At 72.4% G+C, this 22,484-nt stretch carries 17 protein-coding genes; 9 read left to right on the plus strand and 8 right to left on the minus strand.

The genetic code is table 11. The features are described 5' to 3' along the window. Positions 1–6: 6 nt before the first annotated feature. The 6 genes from ACRVYW_RS08780 to ACRVYW_RS08805 are packed head-to-tail and all read left to right on the plus strand — an operon-like array spanning position 7 to position 8,775. Complete coding sequence (locus tag ACRVYW_RS08780) at positions 7–1,323, plus strand: DUF58 domain-containing protein (RefSeq protein ID WP_431803711.1); 1,317 nt, start codon at positions 7–9, stop codon at positions 1,321–1,323. After that, complete coding sequence (locus ACRVYW_RS08785) at positions 1,320–3,755, plus strand: transglutaminase-like domain-containing protein (protein WP_431803713.1); 2,436 nt, start codon at positions 1,320–1,322, stop codon at positions 3,753–3,755. Before ACRVYW_RS08780 ends, ACRVYW_RS08785 begins: the two co-directional genes overlap by 4 nt. Continuing rightward, positions 3,752–4,996, plus strand: coding sequence for an RDD family protein (locus ACRVYW_RS08790; protein WP_431803715.1), 1,245 nt, complete (start codon positions 3,752–3,754; stop codon positions 4,994–4,996). The genes ACRVYW_RS08785 and ACRVYW_RS08790 overlap by 4 nt, the downstream gene beginning before the upstream one ends. Beyond that, complete coding sequence (locus ACRVYW_RS08795; RefSeq protein WP_431803717.1) at positions 4,993–5,820, plus strand: PP2C family protein-serine/threonine phosphatase; 828 nt, start codon at positions 4,993–4,995, stop codon at positions 5,818–5,820. Before ACRVYW_RS08790 ends, ACRVYW_RS08795 begins: the two co-directional genes overlap by 4 nt. 31 nt (positions 5,821–5,851) lie before the next feature. Beyond that, positions 5,852–7,144 carry an FHA domain-containing protein gene (locus ACRVYW_RS08800; protein ID WP_431803719.1) on the plus strand — a complete coding sequence of 431 codons (1,293 nt, stop codon included), beginning with the start codon at positions 5,852–5,854 and terminating at the stop codon, positions 7,142–7,144. Then, positions 7,141–8,775, plus strand: coding sequence for a serine/threonine-protein kinase (locus ACRVYW_RS08805; protein WP_431803720.1), 1,635 nt, complete (start codon positions 7,141–7,143; stop codon positions 8,773–8,775). Before ACRVYW_RS08800 ends, ACRVYW_RS08805 begins: the two co-directional genes overlap by 4 nt. Positions 8,776–8,823: 48 nt before the next feature. Here the strand turns inward: ACRVYW_RS08805 and ACRVYW_RS08810 are convergent, their stop codons facing one another. From ACRVYW_RS08810 to ACRVYW_RS08820, 3 genes are all read right to left on the minus strand, one after another. Beyond that, entirely contained in the window at positions 8,824–9,249 is a 426-nt protein-coding gene (locus ACRVYW_RS08810) for a dehydrogenase (RefSeq protein ID WP_431803722.1), read from the minus strand. Between the two features lie 70 nt (positions 9,250–9,319). Next, a complete protein-coding gene (locus tag ACRVYW_RS08815) occupies positions 9,320–11,095 on the minus strand; it encodes a cation:proton antiporter (RefSeq protein WP_431803724.1) in 1,776 nt (591 codons plus the stop codon). Positions 11,096–11,123: 28 nt separating this feature from the next. Then, positions 11,124–12,161, minus strand: a complete 1,038-nt coding sequence (locus tag ACRVYW_RS08820) for a malate dehydrogenase (protein ID WP_431803726.1) — start codon at positions 12,159–12,161, stop codon at positions 11,124–11,126. 45 nt (positions 12,162–12,206) lie between these two features. On the opposite strand from ACRVYW_RS08820, the gene ypfJ reads away from it, so the two are divergent. The 3 genes from ypfJ to ACRVYW_RS08835 all read left to right on the plus strand — a co-directional run bounded on the left by ypfJ (position 12,207) and on the right by ACRVYW_RS08835 (position 15,829). Further along, complete coding sequence (gene ypfJ, locus ACRVYW_RS08825; RefSeq protein WP_431803728.1) at positions 12,207–13,079, plus strand: KPN_02809 family neutral zinc metallopeptidase; 873 nt, start codon at positions 12,207–12,209, stop codon at positions 13,077–13,079. Next, positions 13,076–14,062, plus strand: a complete 987-nt coding sequence (gene pip, locus ACRVYW_RS08830; RefSeq protein WP_431803730.1) for a prolyl aminopeptidase — start codon at positions 13,076–13,078, stop codon at positions 14,060–14,062. The genes ypfJ and pip overlap by 4 nt, the downstream gene beginning before the upstream one ends. 201 nt (positions 14,063–14,263) lie before the next feature. Further along, positions 14,264–15,829 (plus strand): DEAD/DEAH box helicase, encoded by a 1,566-nt coding sequence (locus ACRVYW_RS08835; RefSeq protein WP_431803732.1) that lies wholly within the window; start codon positions 14,264–14,266, stop codon positions 15,827–15,829. Between the two features lie 202 nt (positions 15,830–16,031). On the opposite strand, the gene ACRVYW_RS08840 is transcribed toward ACRVYW_RS08835, so the two are convergent. From ACRVYW_RS08840 to ACRVYW_RS08860, 5 genes are all read right to left on the minus strand, one after another. Further along, a complete protein-coding gene (locus tag ACRVYW_RS08840) occupies positions 16,032–17,723 on the minus strand; it encodes a GMC family oxidoreductase (RefSeq protein ID WP_431803734.1) in 1,692 nt (563 codons plus the stop codon). Further along, the gene (locus ACRVYW_RS08845) at positions 17,720–19,525 is read right to left on the minus strand and encodes an aldehyde dehydrogenase family protein (RefSeq protein ID WP_431803736.1); all 1,806 of its coding nucleotides are present in this window, start codon (positions 19,523–19,525) and stop codon (positions 17,720–17,722) included. The genes ACRVYW_RS08840 and ACRVYW_RS08845 overlap by 4 nt, the downstream gene beginning before the upstream one ends. A 116-nt stretch (positions 19,526–19,641) precedes the next feature. Continuing rightward, a complete protein-coding gene (locus ACRVYW_RS08850) occupies positions 19,642–19,929 on the minus strand; it encodes a glutaredoxin family protein (RefSeq protein ID WP_431803738.1) in 288 nt (95 codons plus the stop codon). After that, positions 19,926–21,056, minus strand: a complete 1,131-nt coding sequence (locus ACRVYW_RS08855) for a glycosyltransferase (RefSeq protein WP_431803740.1) — start codon at positions 21,054–21,056, stop codon at positions 19,926–19,928. The genes ACRVYW_RS08850 and ACRVYW_RS08855 overlap by 4 nt, the downstream gene beginning before the upstream one ends. A 175-nt stretch (positions 21,057–21,231) precedes the next feature. Next, on the minus strand, positions 21,232–22,401 hold the full coding sequence (locus tag ACRVYW_RS08860; RefSeq protein ID WP_431803742.1) for a polysaccharide deacetylase family protein: 1,170 nt from the start codon (positions 22,399–22,401) through the stop codon (positions 21,232–21,234). Between the last annotated feature and the right edge of the window lie 83 nt (positions 22,402–22,484).

Raw genomic sequence — 22,484 nt, forward strand, 5'->3', positions numbered from 1 at the left:
ACGGAGATGACCACCACGCCCGACACGCTCGCTCCCTCGCGCCGCCAGGGAGAGGCGGCGGATGCCGAGGACACCGGCCTCATCTCGCCGCGCGCCGCGACGCGCGCGGAGCGGTGGCGCGAGCGCGCGGAGAGCGCGGCACGGGTCACGGGCGGTGTCGCCGGACAGGTCGCCGCGGTCATCCGCCCGCTCGGCCGGGTCGTTCTCCTCGCGGCGGTCGTCCTGTGGTGGCTCGCTCTCTCGTTCGGGTGGACGGAGCTCATGGTCGCGGCGGTGATCCTCACCGTGATCCTCGTTCTGAGCGTCGGATTCCTCTTCGGACGGACGACGTACGACATCGACCTCGATCTCACCCGTACGCGTGTCGTCGTGGGCGAGCGGGCCGTCGGCGGGCTGACCCTCGCCAACGCGACCTCCCGCACCCTGCTGCCCTCGGAGGTCGTGCTGCCGGTCGGGCAGGGGCGCGGAGTCTTCCAGGTGCCGCGCCTGCAGCCCGGCGCCGCGCACGACGAGGTCTTCGCGATCCCGACGACCGCACGCGGGGTGCTCGAAGTCGGCCCGGTGAGCGTCCGCCGCGGCGACCCGATCGGACTGTTCGAGCGCACGCACGACCGTCGTCAGGCCGTGGACCTGTACGTCCACCCGCGCACGACCCCGCTCGAGGGGCTCTCGCTCGGCTACGTCCGCGACCTCGAGGGGCTCCCCTCGACGCAGCTCGCCCGCGACGACGTGTCCTTCCATGCGCTCCGCGAGTACCAGCCCGGCGATGACCTGCGGCACGTCCACTGGAAGTCCACCGCGCGCGTCGGCGACCTCATGGTGCGCCAGTACGAAGAGACCCGCCGCTCGCACTTCGTCGTCGGCCTGTCGACGCCGTCCGGCGAATACCGCACGCCCGAGGAGTTCGAGCTCGCCATCTCGGTCGCCGGTTCCGTGGGCCTGCGCGCCCTCCGCGACTCGCGCGTGCTCGATGCACGCACCCAGAGCGGCCCGCTCCGCTCGCTGTCGCCGCGGCGGTTCCTCGACGAGCTCTCGCAGCTGGGCCATTCGCGCTCCCGCCAGGGCGGCGTCGTGGCGCTCGCCGGGTCGATCGCGACGCACGCGCCCGACGCGGCCGTCATCGTCCTCATCACGGGGTCGAAGACGGATGCCTCTGACCTGCGTCTCGCGTGCTCGCGCCTCCCGGCAGATGTCCGCACGCTCGCCGTCGTCGCCGACACCCGCGTCGACGCACCCGCCCTGCAGCGCATCGGCGACGCCGACGTCATCACGCTGGGCGACCTCGACCAGCTGCCCCGCGCCGTGCGGAAGGTGCTCGCATGAGCCGGCCCCGCCAGAGCGCTGCCCCTCAGAGCGCTGCGCCTCTGAGCCCTGGCCGTCAGGGCGCGACGCCGACCGGAGCGTCCGCGCTCCCCGCGCGCCGCGTCGTCGCGCTCGACCTCATCGCCGCGGCGCTCCTCCTGCTCGTCACGGTCATCGGCTTCGCGAACACCTTCGACAGCCCGCAGTACGTCGTCGCCGCGCTCGGCGGTCTGGCGCTCGGGCTCGCGATCGCGTTCGTCGGCGCGTGGCGGCGCTGGGGCATCCTCCCGCTCGCCGGGGTGACGGTCGGCGCCTACCTCGTCTTCGGCGGCGCGCTCGCTCTGCCCCACACGACGATCCTCGGCGTCATCCCGACACTCGACACCCTCCGCGAGCTCGTCGTCGGGGTCGTCACCTCGTGGAAGCAGCTGCTCACCACCGTGCCGCCCGTCTCGCCGGCCGACGGTCACCTCGTCGTGCCGTTCCTCCTCACCCTCGTCGGCGGAGTCCTGACCGCCTCTCTCGCGATGCGCGCGCGCCGCGCCGCGTGGGCTCTCGTCCCCGCGCTGGTGATCCTCGTCGCGAGCATCCTCCTCGGCGTCGCCCAGCCCGCCGCGCCGCTCGTGGAGGGTCTGCTGTTCGCGGCCGTCGCCATCGTCTGGCTCGCGCTTCGCCACGCCTGGTACGAAGACCGAGCCGCCGTCCGGGTCGAATCCGCGGGCGGTTCGGATGCCGCCGCCCTCCGCTCTTCGCGCACGCGCCGCCTCGTCTCCGGCGCCGTCGTGCTCGCGGTCGCCGCGGGGGCCGGCGTCGCCACCGCGGCCTTCGCGACGCCGCCCACGGCACGCTTCATCCTGCGTGACTTCGTCGTGCCGCCGTTCGACATCACGCAGTACGCGAGCCCGTTGCAGAGCTTCCGTGGCTACGTCCGCGATGACGCGGACGAGACGCTCTTCACGGTGTCGGGCCTGCCCGAAGACGCGCGCGTCCGCCTCGCGGCGATGGATGCCTACAACGGCATCGTCTACAACGTCGCCGATGACGGCGCGGGTTCGTCGAGCGCGTTCACGCCGGTGCGCTCGAACATGTCGCCGGAGGCGAAGGGCACGCCCGCGACGGTCGAGTTCGACATCCGCTCCCTGGAGGGCGTGTGGCTGCCCGACGTCGGTGCGACGCGCGAGTTCACCTTCGAGGGCGCCCGTGCGCAGGAGCTCGCGCGCTCGGCCCACTTCAACGACGCCACCGGCACGGCCGTGGTTCCCGCGGGCCTCCGGTCCGGCGATGCGTACACGATCGAGACCGTGATCCCGACGGCACCGAGCGACACCGCGCTCGCCGACGTGCCGTTCGCGGCGATCAAGATGCCGAAGCAGTCAGGCATCCCCGAGAAGGTCACCGAGCTCGCCTCGCGTGCCGCCGAGGACGCGGAGACGCCGATCGAGCGGGCACGCGCCCTGGAGAGCTGGCTGCACACCGACGGCTTCTTCAGCCACGGTCTCGCCGACGACGTGGTGTCGCTCTCGGGGCACGGCGCGAGCCGCATCACGGCACTGTTCGCCGGCGAACAGATGATCGGCGACGACGAGCAGTACGCCGCAGCGATGGCGATGATGGCGACGCAGCTCGGCATGCCCGCCCGCGTCGTCATGGGGTGGTACCCGGGGAAAGACGACGAAGGCGGCGCGACCTTCGAGGCGACGGGCGACAACCTGCACGCCTGGGTCGAGATCGCCTTCCAGGGGTACGGCTGGGTCCCGTTCGACCCCGCGCCCGACGAGGACAACGAACCCAACGACCAGCAGACGAAGCCGCGCGCGAACCCGAAGCCGCAGGTGCTGCAGCCCCCGCCGCCCGCGCAGGAGCCGGCCGATCTTCCGCCGGCGATCGCGGAGGACCGCGAGCAGAAGGAGGACGAGCCGCCCGGCCCGGCCTGGATCGGTGTCGTGCTGCTATACGGCGGCATCACCCTGGGTGTTCTGCTGCTCGTGGCCGCACCCTTCCTCGTGATGGGCGCCGTCAAGGGCGCCCGCCGCGCGCGCCGGAGGTCGGCGGCGCGCACCGCCGACCGCATCTCGGGGGGATGGGACGAGCTCGTCGACTCCGCGGTCGACCTGCGCGCGCCCGTCGAGCGGGGCGCGACCCGCTCGGAGAGTGCGCTCGTCGTCGAGGAGCGCTTCACCGAACCCCGCGTGACGGCCCTCGCGACGCGCGCCGATCTCGAGGTCTACGGTCCGGGAGATCCGTCCCCGGAGGACGTCGATGCGTTCTGGCGCGAAGTGGACGATATCGTCGGAGGAATGAAGGGCAGCGCGACGACGTGGCAGCGACTGCGCGCGCGTCTGAGCGTCCGCTCGCTGCAGGGCACGTTCCCGACCGGCGCGGCCGTGTTCGCGCGTGTGCTGCCCGGTCGCCGCGGCAGGGGCGGCGACGCAGACCAGGGCGGCGCCGCATGATCCGCCCGGCCACCATCGGTCGACGTGTGGGCGCCGTCGTCATCGACGGGGCCGTCGCGACCGCCGTGCTCATCGTCGCCGTCGTCGTGTTCGGCGGCATCTCCGTCGCGACGGGCGGCGGCTTCCCCCCGATCGTGGCCGGCGTCGTCGCTGACGTCATCCTCGCGGCCTGGCTGCTCGTCCAGACGTGGATGCAGGGCGGCGCGGGGTCGTTCGGCATGCGCGCGTTGCGCCTGCGCCTCCTGCGGTGGGAGGACGGCGCCGCGACCGACCGCCCGCTCGGCTTCGGACGTGCTCTGCTCCGGGCGATCGTCTGGGGGCTCGGAGGCGCGGTCGTCATCGGATACTTCTCGCCGCTGTTCGACCCCTCGCCCTGGCGCCGCGGCTGGCACGACAAGGTCGCGGGCGCGGTGATGGCCGATGCGCCGACACGTGCGACGCAGGCGCAGGATGCCGGAGCCTCCGCGACCGCGCCGCCGCCGGTCGCGAGCCCCGTCGTCGCCGGGCCGTTCGCCGCGGCATCCCCCGCCACCGCCTTTCCCGTGCCCGCGGTGCCGGTGCCCTCGGCTGTGGCGCCGGTGCCCTCGGCTGCGCTGCCGCATGTCCCTGCTCCGGCCGCAGCGCCCGCCGGTCGGGCGCCTGCCCTTCCCACGCCCGCCGTGCCCACGCCCGCTGTGCCCGCCCGCGGCGCGGCGCCGGGCGGGCTGATCTCCTTCGTGCCGGGCGTCACTTCTCCCGAGCGCGCGACCGCGGCGGCGGCGCCTCCGATGATCCCCCAGACCGCCGTCGGCGGTGGACTCGGCGGTCGGATGGGCGGTGGCTTCGGCGGGTTCGACGATCCGATCGATGAGACCGTCATCCGCAACGACGACACGGTGATCGTCGGCGGCGAGAAGACGCCTTCGGGCGGCGACCGTGCGCTCGCACGACTGGTGTGGGACGACGGCTCCCAGCAGGGCCTCTACGGCCGGACCGTCTTCGGTCGCAATCCCGCGCCCGAACGCGATGCGCTGGTGACACCCGTCCGCGACGAGACCCTCTCGCTATCGAAGACGCACTTCGAGCTGGCGCCCGACGCCGACCGCTCGCTGTGGGTCGTCGACCGCCACTCGACCAACGGCGTCGTCGTGCTGCGCGGCACGCAGCGCCAGACCGTGCCTCCGGGCGAGCGTGTGCGCGTGCACCCGGGAGATGTCCTCGAGTTCGGCGACCGTCACGTCCGAATCGAGGTTGCGCCGTGAACGAAGCGCCGATCACCGTGCGGGTGGGCGCCGCGACCCATACGGGGCACCGCCGCCGCATCAACGAGGACGCGTTTCTCGCCGACGCGCCGCTGTTCCTCGTGGCCGACGGAATGGGCGGTCATGAGGCCGGCGACCGTGCGAGCGCGGCCGTCGTCGCGGAGTTCGCACGCCTCGCCGGTGCGCCGAGCCTCTCGATCGATCAGGTGCGCGCGGCACTGCGTCGCGCCCGTGAGCAGGTCGAGGCGATCGCGAGCGACAGTCGCGCAGCGGGGACCACGCTGACCGGTGTGGTCATCGCCGACGTCGGGGGTGTGGGGTACTGGCTCGCGATCAACGTCGGCGATTCGCGCACCTACCGTTTCGCGCGGGGGATGCTCGAGCAGATCAGCGTTGACCACTCCGTCGTGCAGGAGCTCATCGACGCCGGGGTGCTGTCGGTCGAAGAGGCCGGAAGCGCCGCGCGCCGCAATGAGATCACGCGGGCGATCGGCGCTGGCAGCGCCGGGCGCGCCGACTACTGGATGGTGCCGGCCGAGCCGGGCGACCGCATCCTCGTGTGCTCCGACGGTCTCTCCGGCGAGCTCACCGCGCTGCAGCTGCGCGACATCCTCCAGGACGAGCCCGACCCCCAGGCCGCCGCGGCGCGGCTGATCCACGAGGCGCTCCTGCACGGCGGGCGCGACAACGTCACCGCCCTCGTCGTCGATGCGCTCGCCGTCGCGGGCGACGCCGACCTCTACGACACGGCTCCGGCCGGTTCTCGACGCTCGGAGCCTGACGAAGACACGCGCCCGCGGTCGAGACCTCGACGAGACCACTGAAACACCGCTTGAGACACCTGTGAGCCCCCTCATGACCACACCGCAGACGCCGCCTACCGCCGCCGACACCCCTGTCGGAGCGCGCGCGGTCGTCCAGTACCGCCCCGCGTACGGTGAGGATGCCTCGTGGATCGCCGCCGCCGGCGCGGCCTTCGCCGTCTTTCCCTCCTCGGTCGACGCTCACACGGCGGAGGCCGTGTGGCGACGCCTGGGAGAGGGCGTCGCCGCCGTGCTCGACGCCCTCGCGAGTGCGTTCGGCACCTCGCTCGCCGCGATCCCGCCGTTCGCGCTCGCCGTGGCGGAGCCGGGCGGCGTCCGCGTGGCCGTGCGCGGGCCGCTCACCCTCTCGGTCGAGTCCGCGTCGGGGGTCGAGGAGGTCTCGGGCGAGGGCGCCGCGACGTGGACGGAGCGACTCGTCACCGACGCCCGCCGCGTCATCCTCTCGCCCTCGGATGCCGCAGGGTCCGGTGCCGCGGCGCAGGATGCCGCCGTCCCGCTGCGGTCGGGCGTCGCCCTCGCCGACCTGGCGGTCGCGGTGCTCACCGCCGGCGCGGTCGCCGCGGACAGCGCCGACCTCGTCGGGTCCGCGCCGGAGCCCGTCGCGGCCTCCGCGCCGGACCCGGAGCCTGAGCCGGAGCCGGAGCCCGTATCGATTCCCGTCGCGGAGCCCACGACAGCGCCCGCGCCGGCCCTCCCCGAGAGCATTCCCGCCGCGTCACCCGCGCAGGCCGCGGTGCCGCCCGTGCCGACGACACCGCCCGCCGACGCGGCGCGTGCCGCCTCGCTGGCGGCGACCGACGACGACGATTCGGCGTGGGCCGACACGATCGCGCGACCGCGCGCGAAGAAGGTTCCCCAGGCTAGCCTGAGTAGCCAGGGCGACCACGACGGTGCGACGGTCTCGGTGGCCGAGGCGCGTGCGCTCCGCGCCGCCGAGCGCGAGCAGTACGAATCGACCGACGGTGTGCCCCCGCGCCGCCCCGTGCGCGGGCGCATCACGCTCTCCACCGGCCCGGTCATCGAGCTCGAACGCACCGTCGTGATCGGGCGTCGCCCGAAGGCGACCCGCACGTCGGCATCCGAGCTTCCCCTCCTCGTCGCGGTCGAGAGCCCGCGGCAGGACATCTCGCGCAGCCATGTTGAGATCCGCGCCGAAGGCGAGCACGTCCTCGTGACCGACCTCGACACGACCAACGGCACGGTGCTGCTGCGGGTCGGCGGCGACCCCGTGCGGCTGCATCCAGGCGAACCGACGCTCGTCGTCACTGGCGACGCCCTCGACCTCGGCGACGGCGTCGTGGTCACCTTCGAGGATCTTCCGTGAGCTCGAAGCGCCCGCCCGCGCCGCCTCCGGCACTGGCCGGATTCTCGTTCGTCGAGGTGCTCGGCTCCGGCGGCTTCGCCGACGTCTACCTCTACGAGCAGCAGCTTCCACGCCGGCGGGTCGCCGTCAAGGTCATGCTCGACGGTCGCATGAGCGACGGCGCCGCCGACCGGTTCGCCGCCGAGGCGAACGCGATGGCGATGCTGTCGACGCACCCCGCGATCGTCACGATCTATCAGGCGGGTGTCGCCGACGACGGGCGCCCCTACCTCGTCATGGAGTACTGCCCGCGGCCGAACCTGCAGATCCGCTCCCGGGCGCAGGCGTTCTCGGTCGCCGAAGCGCTCCGCGTCGGGGTGCAGGTCGCGGCGGCAGTGGAGACCGCGCACCGCGCCGGCATCCTGCACCGCGACATCAAGCCGGCGAACATCCTCGTCACGGAGTACAACCGCCCCGCGCTCACCGACTTCGGCATCGCGACCAGCGGCGGGGTCGACGAGGCCTCGGGCGGCATGTCGATCCCGTGGTCGCCCCCCGAGGCGTTCAGCGACGACGGCGCGTCCGGCGTCGGCACCGACGTCTACGCGCTCGGGGCGACGGTGTACACCCTGCTCGCCGGCCACTCGCCGTTCGAGCAGCCGGGCGGGCGCAACGGCGGCGCCGACCTCATCGAGCGGATCGAGACGCAGCCCGTGCCGCCGCTGCGGCGGGCGGATGTGCCGCCGTCGCTGCAGCTCGCTCTCGAGCGCGCCATGGCCAAGCGCCCGGGCGACCGGTACGAGTCGGCGGTCGCGTTCGCGCGCGCCCTGCAGCGCGTGCAGATCGAGGCGGCCCACTCCGTCACCCCGATCGACATCCTCGACGACGCGCCGGCGGGGGCAGAGCCCGAGGATGCCGACGGCGAGCTGACCCGCGTGCGCGGCATCGTCAGCATCGACCCGCAGACCGCTCCCGCGGCAGGTCCCACGCGCCCGCGCGACGTGCCCCCCGTCGTCGTGCCGCCGACGTTCGCGCCGCCGTCGTCTTCTCCGGTGGGATCGCCTGCCACGACTCCGGAGGCCGACGACCGCACCGTCGCCCGTCCGCCCGTCTCGATCGCGCCGAGCGCACCGAACACGCCGGGCCCCGCCGCCCAGCCCCTGACCGCGCCCGGTGCCGCAGCCCCGCCGTACCCGCCCGCGCTCGGGCCGGGCGAAGAGCCTGCGCCGCGGCGTTCACGGCGCGGGCTGTGGATCGGGATCGCCGCGACCGTCGCCATCCTCGCCGTCGCCGCCGCCGTCGCGACGGCGGTTTCCGGTGTCTTCGGCGGGCCGGATGCCGAGAAGACGCCCGCGCCCACGACATCCGTCGCCCCGCAAGACCCCCTCGACGACATCGTGCCGGCGGTTTCCGACCTGGCCGGCACCGTGCAGGGCGGCGAGGTCGTCTTCACCTGGACCAACCCCGACCCCCGCGAGGGGGACGGCTACCTCTGGTACACCTACACGCTCGCCGAGCAGGCCGACACGGCGCGGGTGATGACCGAGTCGGTGACGGTTCCGGTGGACCCGAGCGGGACGACGTGCATCGCGGTGACGCTCATGCGCGACGACGCGCGGATCGGGCCCGAGACGAAGGTCTGCACGCCCTGACCGGAGGCCGGCCTGCGGCCCGCGCGGCCGGCCCGAGACTCGAGCGGGTCAGGGGCGGGTGCCGAGCACCTTGACGATGACGCCGCGGCGGCGCAGCTCCGCGATCGCGTGCGTCTCTTCGTCGACCGTGCGCCCGAGGGCGTGCTTGTCGGCGACGACCACGACGTCTCCGCTCACGAGGCGCCCGAACAGGCGCGTGAGGCGCTCGGACCAGCTCTCACCCGTCTCGGGTGCGGGGTGGCGGAACCCCTCGATCGGCACGCCGAACGCGGCAAGCGCGTCGCGCTGCGCGATCACAGACGGCAGGTCGTCGCGCGCGACGACGAGTCCGACCAGGCGCGATCCCGCGGGGCGGGCGGCCCACCAGTCCGTCCCCGACACGATGACCGGAACCGCCTCGGTGACGGCGGGCAACGCAACCGATTCGGCGTAGTCGGCCGGGGCGCGGCCCTCGGCATCCGTCTGGTCACTCATCTCGTTCCGCCCTCTCGCGTGCTCACGTCCATTGTGGACGATCGGCGGGCATCTCGACGATCGGGGCCTCTCACTCCTCGTCGTTGCGCAGCTGTAGGCTGATCTGCTCGGCGTCCAGCTGCGCCAGCTCCTCGCGGAGCGCCTCGGTCGAGTACGACCCCGTCCGCGTCAGCTCGACGAGCCTCTGCCGCTGCACCTCGATCATCCGGATGCGGAGGGTCCGCATGTCGGCCATCGTCAGCTCGCGACTCTCGGGCGGTGGCGCCGTCAGCCGCTCGCCGATCGCGCGGAGCAGGTCGGGATCGAAGGGAGTGCCGTCGGCCTTCGCGATGTCGCCGGCCTCGAGCCGTGCCCGCGCCGCCTCGTGGAGCTCGTCCTCCAGGCGTGCCCGCTCGGCCGCGGCGGCGGCGCTGTCGTCGACGGATGCCGGGATCTTCAGCCACCGGATGAGGACGGGAAGCGTCAGCCCCTGGACGAGCAGGCTGATGAGTGCCACGAGGAAGGCGATGAGCACGAGCAGGTCGCGCTGCGGGGTGTCTTCCACGGTGATCGTCTGGGCGGCCGCGAGGGTGACGACACCGCGCATGCCGGCCCACACGATGATCGCGCCGTGCTTCCAGCCGATGGGGGATGCCTGGTAGTAGTCCAGGTCGTTCATGCCGCGCGCGACCCGTCGGCGGAACCCCGCCATGCGCCGCTCGCGCCGCTCGGAATCGAGGGGGGTGTCGGCCATCGTCGCGCGCCGCGCGCGGCGCTGGGCGCGGGCGCCGCCCTCGTGCTCGCGCACGCGCAGCGTGCCGGTCGCCTCGATCTCGTCGATGCGTTCACTGATCGCCTCGAGCCGCTCGCGCTGCTGGTTGCGGGCGCGCCGCGAGAGGAGGGCGACGAGGCCGCTCACGTACAGGGTGCGCACGGCGAGGACGATGCCGATCGCCGCGAGCGCGAGGGCGAGGGGACGGCCCAGGCCGAAGTGATCGGTCGCGTTCGTGCTGACGATGTCGCGCAGTTCGAGCCCCATGATGAGGAAGACGGCGCCCTCCAGGAGGAGCTCGACCGTCCGCCAGTTCACCTGATCGGACAGGCGCTGTTCGGGCGTGAGCCACCGGGTTGCGCCCTGCGAGGTCACGATGCCCGCCGCGACAGCTGCGACGAGGCCCGATCCGCCCAGGTGCTCCGTCGGCAGATACGCCACGAACGGGACGATGAAGCTCACCGCGGTGTTCGCCGCCGGATCGGTGATCCACCGTCGCAGGCGCAGCAGGAGCAGGCCGACCACCGCGCCGATCGCGATCGCGACGATCACGCCCCAGACGAACTGTCCGACGGTGCCCCAGAACGAGAAGCCGAGCGCGGCGGCGGCCACCGTCGAGCGGAGCAGCACGAGGGCGGTCGCGTCGTTCAGCAGGCTCTCGCCCTCGAGCATCGTGATGACGCGCGGCGCGATGCCGAGACGTTTCGCGATGCCGGTGGCCACGGCATCCGTCGGGCTGAGAATCGCCCCGAGCGCGACGGCGAGCGGGAAGCCCAGCCCCGGGATCGCGAAGAAGAAGAGGGTGCCGAGCGCGAGCGACGTGATGACGACGAGCAGCACCGCGAGCCCCGTGATCGGGAGGGCGTCGCGGCGGAACTCGACGGCGGGCAGGCGCACGGCCGCGGAGTACAGCAGGGGCGGCAGGATGCCGACGAGGATCAGCTCCGCGGGAACCGAGATCTTCGGCAGGAAGAGCGAGGCGACGATGCCGATGGCCACGAGGATCAGGGGGCCGGCGACCCCCAGCCAGCGCGCCAGGACCGTCGATGCCGCGATCGCGGCGATGCCCGCGATCAGCCAGACGAGTGCCTCCACCGGTGTCCTTCCGTTCCTCTCCCGTGTCTCAGATCACACCGAGGTTCCGCACCGCGTCGCGCTCGGCGACGAGCTCGGCGACCGAAGCGTCGAGGCGGCCGCGGGCGCGCTCGTCGAGGTCGAGTCCCTCGACGATGCGGTACCCCGAGCCGTCGCTCGTGACCGGGAACGACGAGTACACGCCCTCCGCGACGCCGTACTCGCCGTGCGAGAGCACGGCCGCCGACGTCCAGGCGGCGGGGTTCGCGGGCGTTCCCGTGCCCTGCACGCTGTCGCGGATGTGCGCGACCGCGGCGTTCGCCGCCGACGCTGCCGATGACGACCCGCGCACCGAGATGATCTCGGCGCCGCGCTTCGCGACCCGCGGCACGAACTCGTCGTCGAGCCACGCGGTGGCCTCGGCGGCGCCGCCCAGGCGCTCGGCGAGCACGTCGCGGGCGGCGCGCCCGGCGACGGTCGCGTGGTCGACGTCGGGGAACTGCGTCGCCGAGTGGTTCCCCCAGATCGCGACGCCGTCGATGTCGGTGACCGCGGCGCCGGTGACCGCCGCGAGCTGCGCGACCGCACGGTCGTGGTCGAGACGGGTGAGCGCCCCGAAGCGCTCGCCGGGGATGTCGGGGGCGGATGCCGCGGCGATCAGCGCGTTGGTGTTCGCCGGGTTCCCCACCACGACGACGCGGATGTCGTCGGCTGCGACCGCGTTCAGCGCCGCCCCCTGCGGTCCGAAGATCCCCGCGTTCGCGGCGAGCAGGTCGGCGCGCTCCATCCCCGCCGAGCGCGGCTTCGCGCCGACGAGCATCGCGACGTTCGCGCCCTCGAAGCCCACCGCCGCGTCGTCGGTGATGTCGACCGAGCGCAGCAGCGGGAAGGCGCAGTCCTCGAGCTCGAGCGCCGCGCCCTCCGCGGCCTTCACCCCGGCCGGGATCTCGAGCAGGCGCAGGCGCACGGGTCGATCCGCGCCGAGCATCGCGCCCGAGGCGATGCGGAAGAGCAGCGCGTAGCCGATCTGGCCTCCCGCGCCCGTGATGGTGATGGTCGTCGCGTCGGATGAGCGGGGGTGGTCCATGGTCCGAGCCTACGGCGGCGACGCGTCAGACGGTACGGTGAGCGCATGACGTTCAACAGCAACGCCGATGTCAGCGGCAGCGGGGCAACGCGCCGTGGACGCGGCGGTGCGATCGCCGCGGGCGGCATCACGGGTCTCGGCGGCATCGCGCTCCTCCTTCTCAACCTCTTCACGGGCGGCGACTTCGGCGCGCTCCTGGGCGGCCTCGGCGGTGGCGGCTACGCGGAGCAGCCCGAGAGTGAGATCACCCAGTGCGACACGGGCGCCGACGCGAACGAGAACGACTCGTGCCGGCTCGCCGCGGCATCCCTCGCCATCAACCAGTTCTGGGCGGGCAAGGTGACCGACTACCGCGAGCCGCAGCTCGTCCTCGTCGACGGGTCGACCGAGACCGCGTGCGGCACGGCATCCAACGAGACCGGCCCCTTCTACTGCCCGCCGGAGGAGACCGTCTACATCGACCCCACGTTCTTCCAGGTGATGCGCCAGCAGTTCGGCGCCGAGACCGGCAACCTCGCGCAGCTGTACATCCTCGCGCACGAGTACGGACACCACATCCAGCAGATCACGGGAATCTTCGACCAGTACCCCGACAACGGAACAGGCCCCGACAGCAACGGCGTCCGCTCCGAGCTGCAGGCCGATTGCTTCGCCGGCGGCTGGATCTCGGCGATGACCGAGCAGAAGGACGACAACGGCGTCCCGTATCTGCAGGCGCCCACCGAAGCCCAGCTGCAGGATGCGCTCGAGGCCGCGGCCGCCGTCGGCGATGATCACATCCAGTCGCAGTCGGGGTACGTCAACCCGGAGACCTGGACGCACGGGTCGAGCGAGCAGCGTCAGCGCTGGTTCGCGACCGGCTACAAGTCGGGCGTCGGGGCATGCGACACGTTCTCGGTTTCGGGCAGGGACCTGTGAGCGACTTCCGCGGGCCGAGTCACCTCGACGACATCCTCTACCCGGAGATCGAGCCGTACGAGACCGGCTTCCTGCTCGCGGGCGAAGGGCAGCGGCTCTACTGGGAGCAGTCGGGGAACCCCGAGGGAAAGCCCGTCGTCTTCCTCCACGGCGGTCCCGGCGCGGGCACCTCGCCCTGGCATCGACGCTTCTTCGACCCGAAGCGGTACCGCATCATCCTGTTCGACCAGCGCGGGTGCGGCAGATCGACGCCGCACGTGAGCGCCCCCGACGCCGACCTCCGTCACAACACGACGTGGCACCTCGTGGCCGACATCGAGCTGCTGCGCAAGAACCTCGGCATCGAGAAGTGGCAGGTCTTCGGCGGATCGTGGGGCTCGGCGCTCGCGCTCGCGTACGCCGAGGCGCATCCGGATGCCGTCACCGAGCTCGTCCTCCGGGGCATCTTCACCCTCCGTCGCTACGAGCTCGAATGGTTCTACGAGGGAGGGGCGTCGGCGATCTTTCCCGACCTCTGGGAGGACTACCTCGCGCCCATCCCCGTGCTCGAGCGGTCGCGGCTGATCGCGGCGTACCACCGGCGCCTGTCCGACCCCGACCCCGCGGTCCACGTTCCCGCCGCGATCGCCTGGACGACGTGGGAGGCATCCACCCTCACGCTCCTGCCCGACCCGGACCTCGTCTCGTCGATGGCCGAGCCCGAGGCTGCCGTCGCGTTCGCCCGCATCGAGAACCACTACTTCGTCAACGCCGGCTGGATGCGCGAGGGGCAGCTCATCGACGACGTCGGGGCGATCCGCGACATCCCCGCCGTCATCGTGCAGGGCCGCTACGACATCTGCACCCCGCTCATGACCGCATGGGATCTGCACCGCGCGTGGCCCGAGGCGGAGTACATCGTGGTGCCGGATGCCGGGCACTCCGCGACCGAACCCGGCATCGCCCGCGCGCTGCGCGACGCGACCGACCGCTTCGCGTCCTAGCGCACTGCTAGACTGATCTCACCTGTCGCACCGATCCTTGAATCTCTGATCCTTGAATCTGTTCGGTGCGCTCGCGTCGTAGAACGCTTCCCTCGCCGCCCGAGCGATGCTCGGATGATCGGCTGACATTCTTCGTACGGCGACCCTGTGCGCATCCGCGCAGAGGCCACCGATCCGGGCATCCTGCCCAGAAACACCCCTATGTCTGACATCACTTTCCGCACGCTCGGCGTGCCCGCTCCGCTCCTCGACGTCCTCGCGCAGGACGGCAAGACGAGCCCGTTCCCCATCCAGGTCGACACCCTCCCCGACACCCTCGCCGGCCGCGACGTCCTCGGCCGCGGCAAGACGGGCTCGGGCAAGACCCTCGCCTTCTCGATCCCGCTCGCGGCTCGCCTCGGCGGCGCGCTCGCGGGCGGATCGCGCCGCGCCGGCCGCATCCTCGGCCTTGTGCTCGCCCCGACCCGCGAGCTCGCGACGCAGATCAACGCGACGCTCGCGCCGCTGGCATCCGCCTACGGGCTGAAGACCACGACGATCTTCGGGGGCGTGAACCAGAACCGCCAGGTCGCCGCTCTGAAGGACGGCGTCGACATCGTCGTCGCGTGCCCCGGCCGCCTCGAAGACCTCATGCAGCAGGGCTTCGTGAAGCTGGATGCCGTGGAGATCACGGTCATCGACGAGGCCGACCACATGGCCGACCTCGGCTTCCTGCCGTCGGTGACGCGCATCCTCGACAAGACGCCGTCGGCCGGTCAGCGCATGCTGTTCTCGGCGACGCTGGACAACGGCGTCGACAAGCTCGTGAACCGCTTCCTCGAGAACGAGGTGCTGCACTCGGTCGACGAGGCGAACTCGCCGGTCGCCGCGATGACGCACCACGTCTTCCACGTCGCGTCGGTCGAGGAGAAGAAGGACCTCGTCAAGACGCTCGCCTCCGGTGCGTCGCGTCGCATCCTCTTCATGCGCACGAAGCACCACGCCAAGAAGCTCGCGCAGCAGCTGACGGCGCAGGGCATCCCCGCGGTCGACCTGCACGGCAACCTGTCGCAGCCGGCCCGCGACCGGAACCTCGCCGCGTTCGCGTCGGGCGAGGCGAAGGTGCTCGTCGCGACCGACGTCGCCGCGCGCGGAGTGCACGTCGACGACGTCGAGCTCGTCATCCACGTCGACCCGCCCATGGAGCACAAGGCGTACCTGCACCGCTCGGGCCGCACGGCTCGCGCGGGCGCGGAGGGCTCGGTCGTGACCCTCGTCCTCCCCGGCCAGGAGAAGGACGTGAAGGACCTCCTCCGTAAGGCCGCGATCACGGCGACGCCCGTGAAAGTCTCGGCGACCTCCGCCGACGTCACGGAACTCGTCGGCGAGGTCGCGCCCTACGTCGCCCCCGCGCCGAAGGCGGAGCAGCAGCGCCGCGGGTCGGGCTCGGGCGGCTCCGGCGGTGGTCGCAGCCAGGGCGCCAACGCGCAGCGCAAGCGCGCCGCGCGCGAGGCGCGCGAGGGCGCCGGCCAGGGTGCAGGTGCCGGTCAGGGCGGTCAGCCGCGCAAGGACCGGTCGGGTCGTCCGCAGGCAGAGCGCTCGGGCCGTCCGGCATCCGACGTCCCTCGTGAGCACCGCCCGGCACGCGATCATGGCGCGCCGCAGCACGCCCAGGGCAACCCTCGCACCTCGGGTCGTCGTGCCTCGCACGCCGGCGGCTCGGGCAAGCTCACCGTCGGCTCCGTCGTCCGCCAGAACGGCGGGGGCCAGCGCCGCTCCGGCCGCTGACCCGCGGCGGCGCACATACCCGCCGCGGGCGCTCTCGCCATGGCACGCGCGCCGTTCACAACTCCGGCGCGCGCCGTTCACAACTCCGGAGAATCGGGAGCGTTCCCGTCGTCGGCCGCGTGATTGCGGGCCGGGCGCTCGCGCGGTGCGCCATCTCCGGAGTTATGAACGCGCGCCGCGCTCCAGGCGGATCCCGCCGGCCTCAGCGCCCGCGGATCAGGTCGGCGGCGCGCTCGCCGATGACGATCGCGGGGGCGTTGGTGTGCCCGCGGATCACGGTCGGGATGACCGAGGCATCCGCGACCCGCAGTCCCGTCACCCCGCGCACGCGCAACTCCGGATCCACGACGGATGCCTCGTCCTCGCCCATCCGCGCGGTGCCGACCGGGTGGTAGAGGGTGTGCGAGTACCGGCGCATCGCGAGCTCGTCGCGCTCATCGGCGGTCATGGTCTCGCCGCCGGCGGGCTGCACCCACCCGCCGGTCGTGATCGCGCGGAGCGCGTCGGTCGCGATGAGCGCCTCGCACTCGGCGAGTCCGGCGCGGAGGGTCCGTGCATCGACGCCGTCGGGGTCGCTGAGGTAGGCCGGGTCGATCACCGCCGCCGCGCGCGGGTCGGCGGACGCGAGGCGGATCGTCCCGCGGCTGCGCGGGCGCAGAAGGATCGCGCCGACCGTCAGCCCCTCGCCCGGGAGCGGCACGAGGCCCTCGCCGACGTACGGCGCGGGCGCAAAGATGATCTCGATGTCGGGCAGGTCTGCGGGCGCGTCGGTCTCGTCGGCGACGCTCGTGCGGATGAAGCCGTACGCCTCGGCGACGTTCGAGGTGAGCATCCCGCGGCGGGCCGTCAGGTAACGCACGAGTTCGCCCGGTTTCTCGGCGTTGTAGAGCGTGCCGCCGGATGCCTCGGGCGCAAGGCCCGCGACGAGGTGGTCCTGCAGGTTCGCGCCGACCCCCGGGGCGTCGAGGACGACGTCGATTCCGTGCTCGGCGAGGTGGTCGGCGGGCCCGATGCCGCTCAGCATCAGGAGCTGGGGCGTGTTGATCGCGCCCCCGCAGAGGATGACTTCGCGTCGGGCGCGCGCGTGGCGGGTGACGCCGTCGATCTCGACGTAGACGCCGGTCGCGTGCGGCGGGGCATCCGCGCCTCCGACGGCGAACGTCACGCGCCGCACCAGGGCGTCGGTCACGATGCGGAGGCCCGCGCGCTTCCGCGCGGGGCGGAGGTACGCGTCGGCGGTCGAGGCCCGGCCGCCGCGATGCTGCGACACCATCGTCTGCGAGAAGCCCTGCCCTTCGGGCAGGTTCGCCGTCGTCACGGCGTGGCCGCGCTCGCGGGCGGCGGCGAGGAACGCGGCGGTGTGCGGTCGCGGATCGCGCTGGCGTTCGATCGCCTGCGCTCCGCCGACTCCGAGAGAGGGATCGGCGGCGCCCTCGGTGTTCTCGACGCGCCGGAAGTACGGCGCGAGCGCCTGCCACGACCAGCCTTCGCCCGCGACGGTCGCCCACTCGTCGTAGTCGGCCGCGAAACCGCGTACCCACATCATCGCGTTGAGCGACGACGAGCCGCCGAGGGTTTTGCCGCGCGGCCAGTAGACGGTGCGACCCTCGAGCGCCGGCTGCGGCGTGGTGTCGTAGTTCCAGTCGTAGATCCCCCGGAACAGCTTCGAGAACGCCGCCGGCACGTGCAGTTCGAGCGCCTTGTCGACGGGCCCCGCTTCGAGCAGCAGCACGGAGACGGCCGGGTCCTCGCTCAGCCGTGCGGCGAGGGCGGCACCGGCAGAACCTGCACCGACGACGACGTAGTCCGCGTCGAGGTTCTGCGCGCGGCGGCGCGCACGGCGCGAGCGGATGCCGGGGCTACCACGTCGTGACCCCGTCGCGCGGGCGTTCATGCGCCGTAGGCCTTGACGAGAACGACCGACATCTTCGCCCAGTCGCCGTCGATGCGGAACCGGGTGAAGCCCTCGCAGACGGCCGCGCCGGTCCGCGAGGTCACGAACCACGGCGGCTTCGGCAGCACCGAGACGCCGCGTCGGTGGGTGAGTGCCGAGACGGAGCGGGGGAACGGGCGGAAGGGTCCCGTGACGACGGTGCGCTCGACGCGGTCGAGGAGGAGCGCGTTGTGCACGACGCCCATGCCGCTCGGGGCATCTTCGAGCGTGCCGCCGGGGTAGGCGCCCCACGTCGCGGTCGGAGTGAGGAAGCCGAAGGCCGTCCAGGCGTTGATCGCCACGGTGCCGTAGTGGAGGTCGGCGATCGCCCGCGCGAACCCTGCGCCAAAGGCATCCTGCGTCGCCGGGTCGATGAGGACGTTCGCGCCGAGCGTGCCGGTGAGCTTGTCGTTCGCGTGCGCGATGGCCGCGTCGAGGAACTCCTGCCCGTCGCCCGGAAGACCCACGACACCGAGCACGGGGGAGAAGTACTCCGTCGTCTCGAGCGCGCCGGCGTCGTCGGGCGTCGTCTCGATGAGCAGGCGCGACCCGTCGCCGCAGTGCGCGGCATCCGGATAGTCCTCGCTCGCGGCGGCGAGCTTCTCGTCGCTCTTCGGGTACCAGACCGGGCGCTGCGGAGCGCGCTCGTACGCGGCGCGCAGCTCATCGAGGAAGTCGTCGCGCTGCGCCCAGTCGCGGCTGACGATCACGACCTGGCCGGCGATGCAGTTGTGGCCCGAGTTGTGGAGCCGCATCGTGACGACGTGCTCCGCGTGGTAGCGGAGGTCGGCGCGCGACCACTCACCGGGCACGATGATGATCGGCGAGACGCCGCCGAGCTCGGCGGAGATCGGCTTCTCGAGCAGCGGCCGCCCCTCTTCCCGGCGCCGCGTCGCGTCGGCGCCGGTGCCCCACACGATCGCGCGGAAGGTCGACTCCGACCCCGTGATGTGCACGTGTGAGATCGACGCATGCTGCGTGAGGTATGCACCCACGTCGCCGCCGCCGCGGACGATCCGGAGGAACCCCGGCTCGATGAGCGGTGCCAGCGCCCGCTCGAAGACGGGCACGAGGGCGTCCTGCGTGGGGTTCACCTTCAGGATCGAGACCCGGTTGAAGGCGAGGAGCTCGTAGAGCACGTCGAGCAACGGGATCGATGTGATGTTGCCGGCGCCCAGGACGAGTCCGACGCCCCCGGACTCGGTGGGCCGGAGCTGCCCGAGCCCGGCCGCGCCGCGGGCATCGGCGAGGGTGACGCCGGGCTGCAGCCACACCTGCGTCTTGTATCCCGAGAGCAGCAGCGCGTCGGTGGCGTTCAGGGGAGAGGTGCGCACGGCGAGGCGTCCGCCGGGAGCGGTGCCGGAGCGGATGCCGTCGAGCGGCGATCCTCCGTCGGCGAGGGTTCCGAGGGTGTCGCGGTACGCGTCGAGCGCGACGAGCGCGGCGTACGGGCCCGAGAGCCACTCCTCGCCGCGCAGGGGATGCCCGGGCGCGAGCCCCTTGGAGGTGGCGGCGAGATCGGCCCACTCCTCGGCGACGGCGGCGGTCGCGGCGTGGATGCGCTCGAGGAGCGTGCGCCGCTGCATCAGGGTGAGCGCGCTCCAGGCGCGGGCGCCGGTCTCGAGCTCGGAGATGGCGGCGTCGAGGTCGGCGGCCTGCTCGGCGGGAAGGTCGGGCGTCTTCCGCGTCGTGCGAGCGGGCGCCTTCTTCGGCTTCGGCTGTGGCGTCCTCGTGGGCGTTGCGGATGCGTCGGTCGTCGTCACAACTCACTCCTTCGTGGCCGGCTCAGCGTGAGAGACAGCCTACGTCGCCGGTGGCACCGGGTTCCAGGTCTTGTGGCACCCGGATGCCTTCCGGGTCAGGCCCGGGGCGCGGGGCGTCAGATCAGTGCGAGCTCGCGCAGCTTCGCCTCGACATCGGCATTCGAGGGCTCGACGTGGTGCGTGGCGTCGGGGTACACGACGACGGGGATGTTCGTGCGACCCGAGATGTCGCGGGCGACGTCCGCGGCGGAGGGGTCGGCTTCGAGGTCGACGTACGTGTACGCGATGCCGAGACCGTCGAGCTGCGCCTTGGTGCGGCGGCAGTCGCGGCACCAGTCGGCGCCGAACATCGTGATGGTGGTGTCGGCGTCGGGGCCGGCGGGAATGTCGGAGGGGGTCGTCATGATTCCAGGGTACGACCGGTCGGCTGAGGGAGGGCCGGAGAGGGGGTGGCCGATGGTTGGCTCTTGGGGGCATAGACCCAGAGCGCGTGGAAGACGAAACGGACGATGAACGCCGCGACGAGGGTGATGGCCGCGGCGAGGACGCTCGGGATATGGGCATCCTGCACGAGCAACGCCAGCACCGGGATGCGCACGAGCGCCTCGACGTTGTTGAATGTGAACGACTTGATGAAGCGCGTGCGCATGAGGCCCGAGTCGGCGCGCATGTCGGAGAAGACGAGGTACTCCAGCAGCAAGAAGTTGCCGATGATCGTGACTTCGGAGGCGATGATCGCGGCCGGCAGGTACCCCATGCCGAGGTGGATGAGCCCCCACATGATCGCGAGGTTCGCGAGTGCGCCGACGCCGCCGACGACAGCGAAGGCCGACATGCGGCCGAAGCGGAGCATCGCGAGCTGGGTGAGGAAGCGGATGCCTTGCGTGAAGCTCGCCTTCGACGAGCCGGCGTAGCGCGACGCGAACGCGAACGGCACCTCGCCGATGCGCAGCTGGCGCCGGGCGAGGATCTCGAGCAGGATCTTGAATCCGCGCGGGCGGAGCGCATCGAGGTCGATCGCGTCGCGGTCGACGAGGAAGAAGCCGGTCATCGGGTCGGTCGTCCCGTGGAGCTTCCGTGGGAACATCGATTTCGTGAGCGCTGTCGAGGCCCGCGACACGGCGGTGCGCGTGGCTCCCGCAAGGCCGCCCGCCGTCCCGCCCGTCACATAGCGCGAGGCGACGACGATGTCGACGTCGCCCACGGCGGCGCGGTCGAGCATGCGCGGGACGTCCTCGGGCGGGTGCTGCAGGTCGCCGTCCATCACGAGACACCAGCGCGCCCGCGCGGCCCGGAACCCCTCCAGCACCGCCCCGCCAAGTCCCGCCACGGGCTCGTCGCGGTGGATGAGTCGTACCGGGATGGTCGAGGTCGTGGCCACGCTCGCGATGATCGCCGGGGTGTCGTCGGTCGAGTCGTCGACGAAGAGGATCTCGGCATCCCGGCCCTCGAGCGCGGCCCCCAGACGGCCGACGAGCTCGGCGACGTTCGGGCCTTCGTTGAAGGTCGGAACGATGACGGTGAGGTCCATGGGGGAAGGCTCGCGAATCGGACGGCGGACAAGGTGGTCTCAGCGTAGCCGGGGGATGCCTGGCGGAAACAGGCCGCGCTCTGTCAGTTCGCTATGCGAAACCTGAGCGATACGCATGCTTCCTCCGTCGGCCGCCGTTCAGGAACCCCCGCGCCACCTGCCCGTCAGAATCCGTTCACCCGATGAGCTTCTTCACGGCATCCACGCCCATGCCGAAGTTGATGCGGATGCACGGCAGGGTGAGCTTGTCGCTGCCGACCTTGACGTAGCCCTGCTCGATCGTGCGCGCGAGCACGAAGCCGGCCTCGCGCAGCCCCTCGTGCGATCTCTCGTCGTTGTGGCCGAAGGGATATGCCATGATCTCCGTCGCGCTCTCGGGGGAGACGCCGATCCCCTCGAGCGCCTGCACCGACGCCGTCATGTCGGCGGCGATCTCGGCGGGGGTGAGGTTCACCATCTGACCCTTGCCGTTCGCGCCGGCCGTGTGCATGTTGTTGGTGTGCGAGCGGGGGAGGATGAACCGGTTCTGCGGTGAGGCGCCGTCGCCGGTGATGTCGAACGACGTCGCCATGACCTGGAGCTGCTCGTTGATGGGGGAGGCCATCGTGAGCCACGTGGGGTCGGCGTCGTCGTCGGTGACGATGACGGAGTGGTCGGGTAGGTAAAGGGCGCCATCGATGAAGGCGTCGAGCTCGTCCCAGGTCGGCAGGTAGAACGCCGAATCCTTGATGTACTGCATCGTCGCGCGGTAGTCCTCGATGTACGAGTAGTTGCCGCGCAGCCAGCCGCTCTCACCCTCGGGTTTGTCGGTGAACTGGTGGTACATCATGATCGGGATGCGCGCGCCGACGGCCGCGACGGCCTCGGGAGTCGTCCATGCCCCGTAGAGCGTCGTCTGCTGGTCGGTGCAGGCGACGAGGTCTGATCCGTTTACCCGGACGGCGGGGTTGCTCGCCCCTGTCGCGGGATCGGCGGATGCCGCAGCGGCGGCGGCCGGATCGGCGTACCAGCCCGCGAAGGCGCGACCGTCGGCGCGAGGGATCGGCAGTCGCACGTACAGCCGATCCTGGATCTGCAGCTGCGGGTCGAGCGCGGCGCCGTCGAGCTGGAACGACACGGCGCACGCTCCCGCGACCGTCGCGTTGTCGGCGAGGAGCTGCTCGGCGGGGGTGAGCGGCGTCGGGGTGGGCGTGGGCGTCGCGCTCGTCGCGCTGGGGTCGGAGGTTGTGGCATCCGTCGACTCTGCGGCGCAGCCGGTGAGGAGCGCGCCGACCGCGACGGCGCCGACGAGCAGCCCGGTCATCGGCGCGACGATGCGCCCCCGGCGGGAGTGAATGGTGCGCACGTGTGTCCCCGTTCCTGGCGCTCGCCGTCCCGAGGTGGGCGCCAGAGACATCGTAGGGGGCGCGCGGCCCAGAACCTGGGCGG

Origin of the sequence: Microbacterium sp. bgisy203 (assembly GCF_965345155.1) — a bacterium.
Classification (GTDB): Bacteria; Actinomycetota; Actinomycetes; order Actinomycetales; family Microbacteriaceae; genus Microbacterium.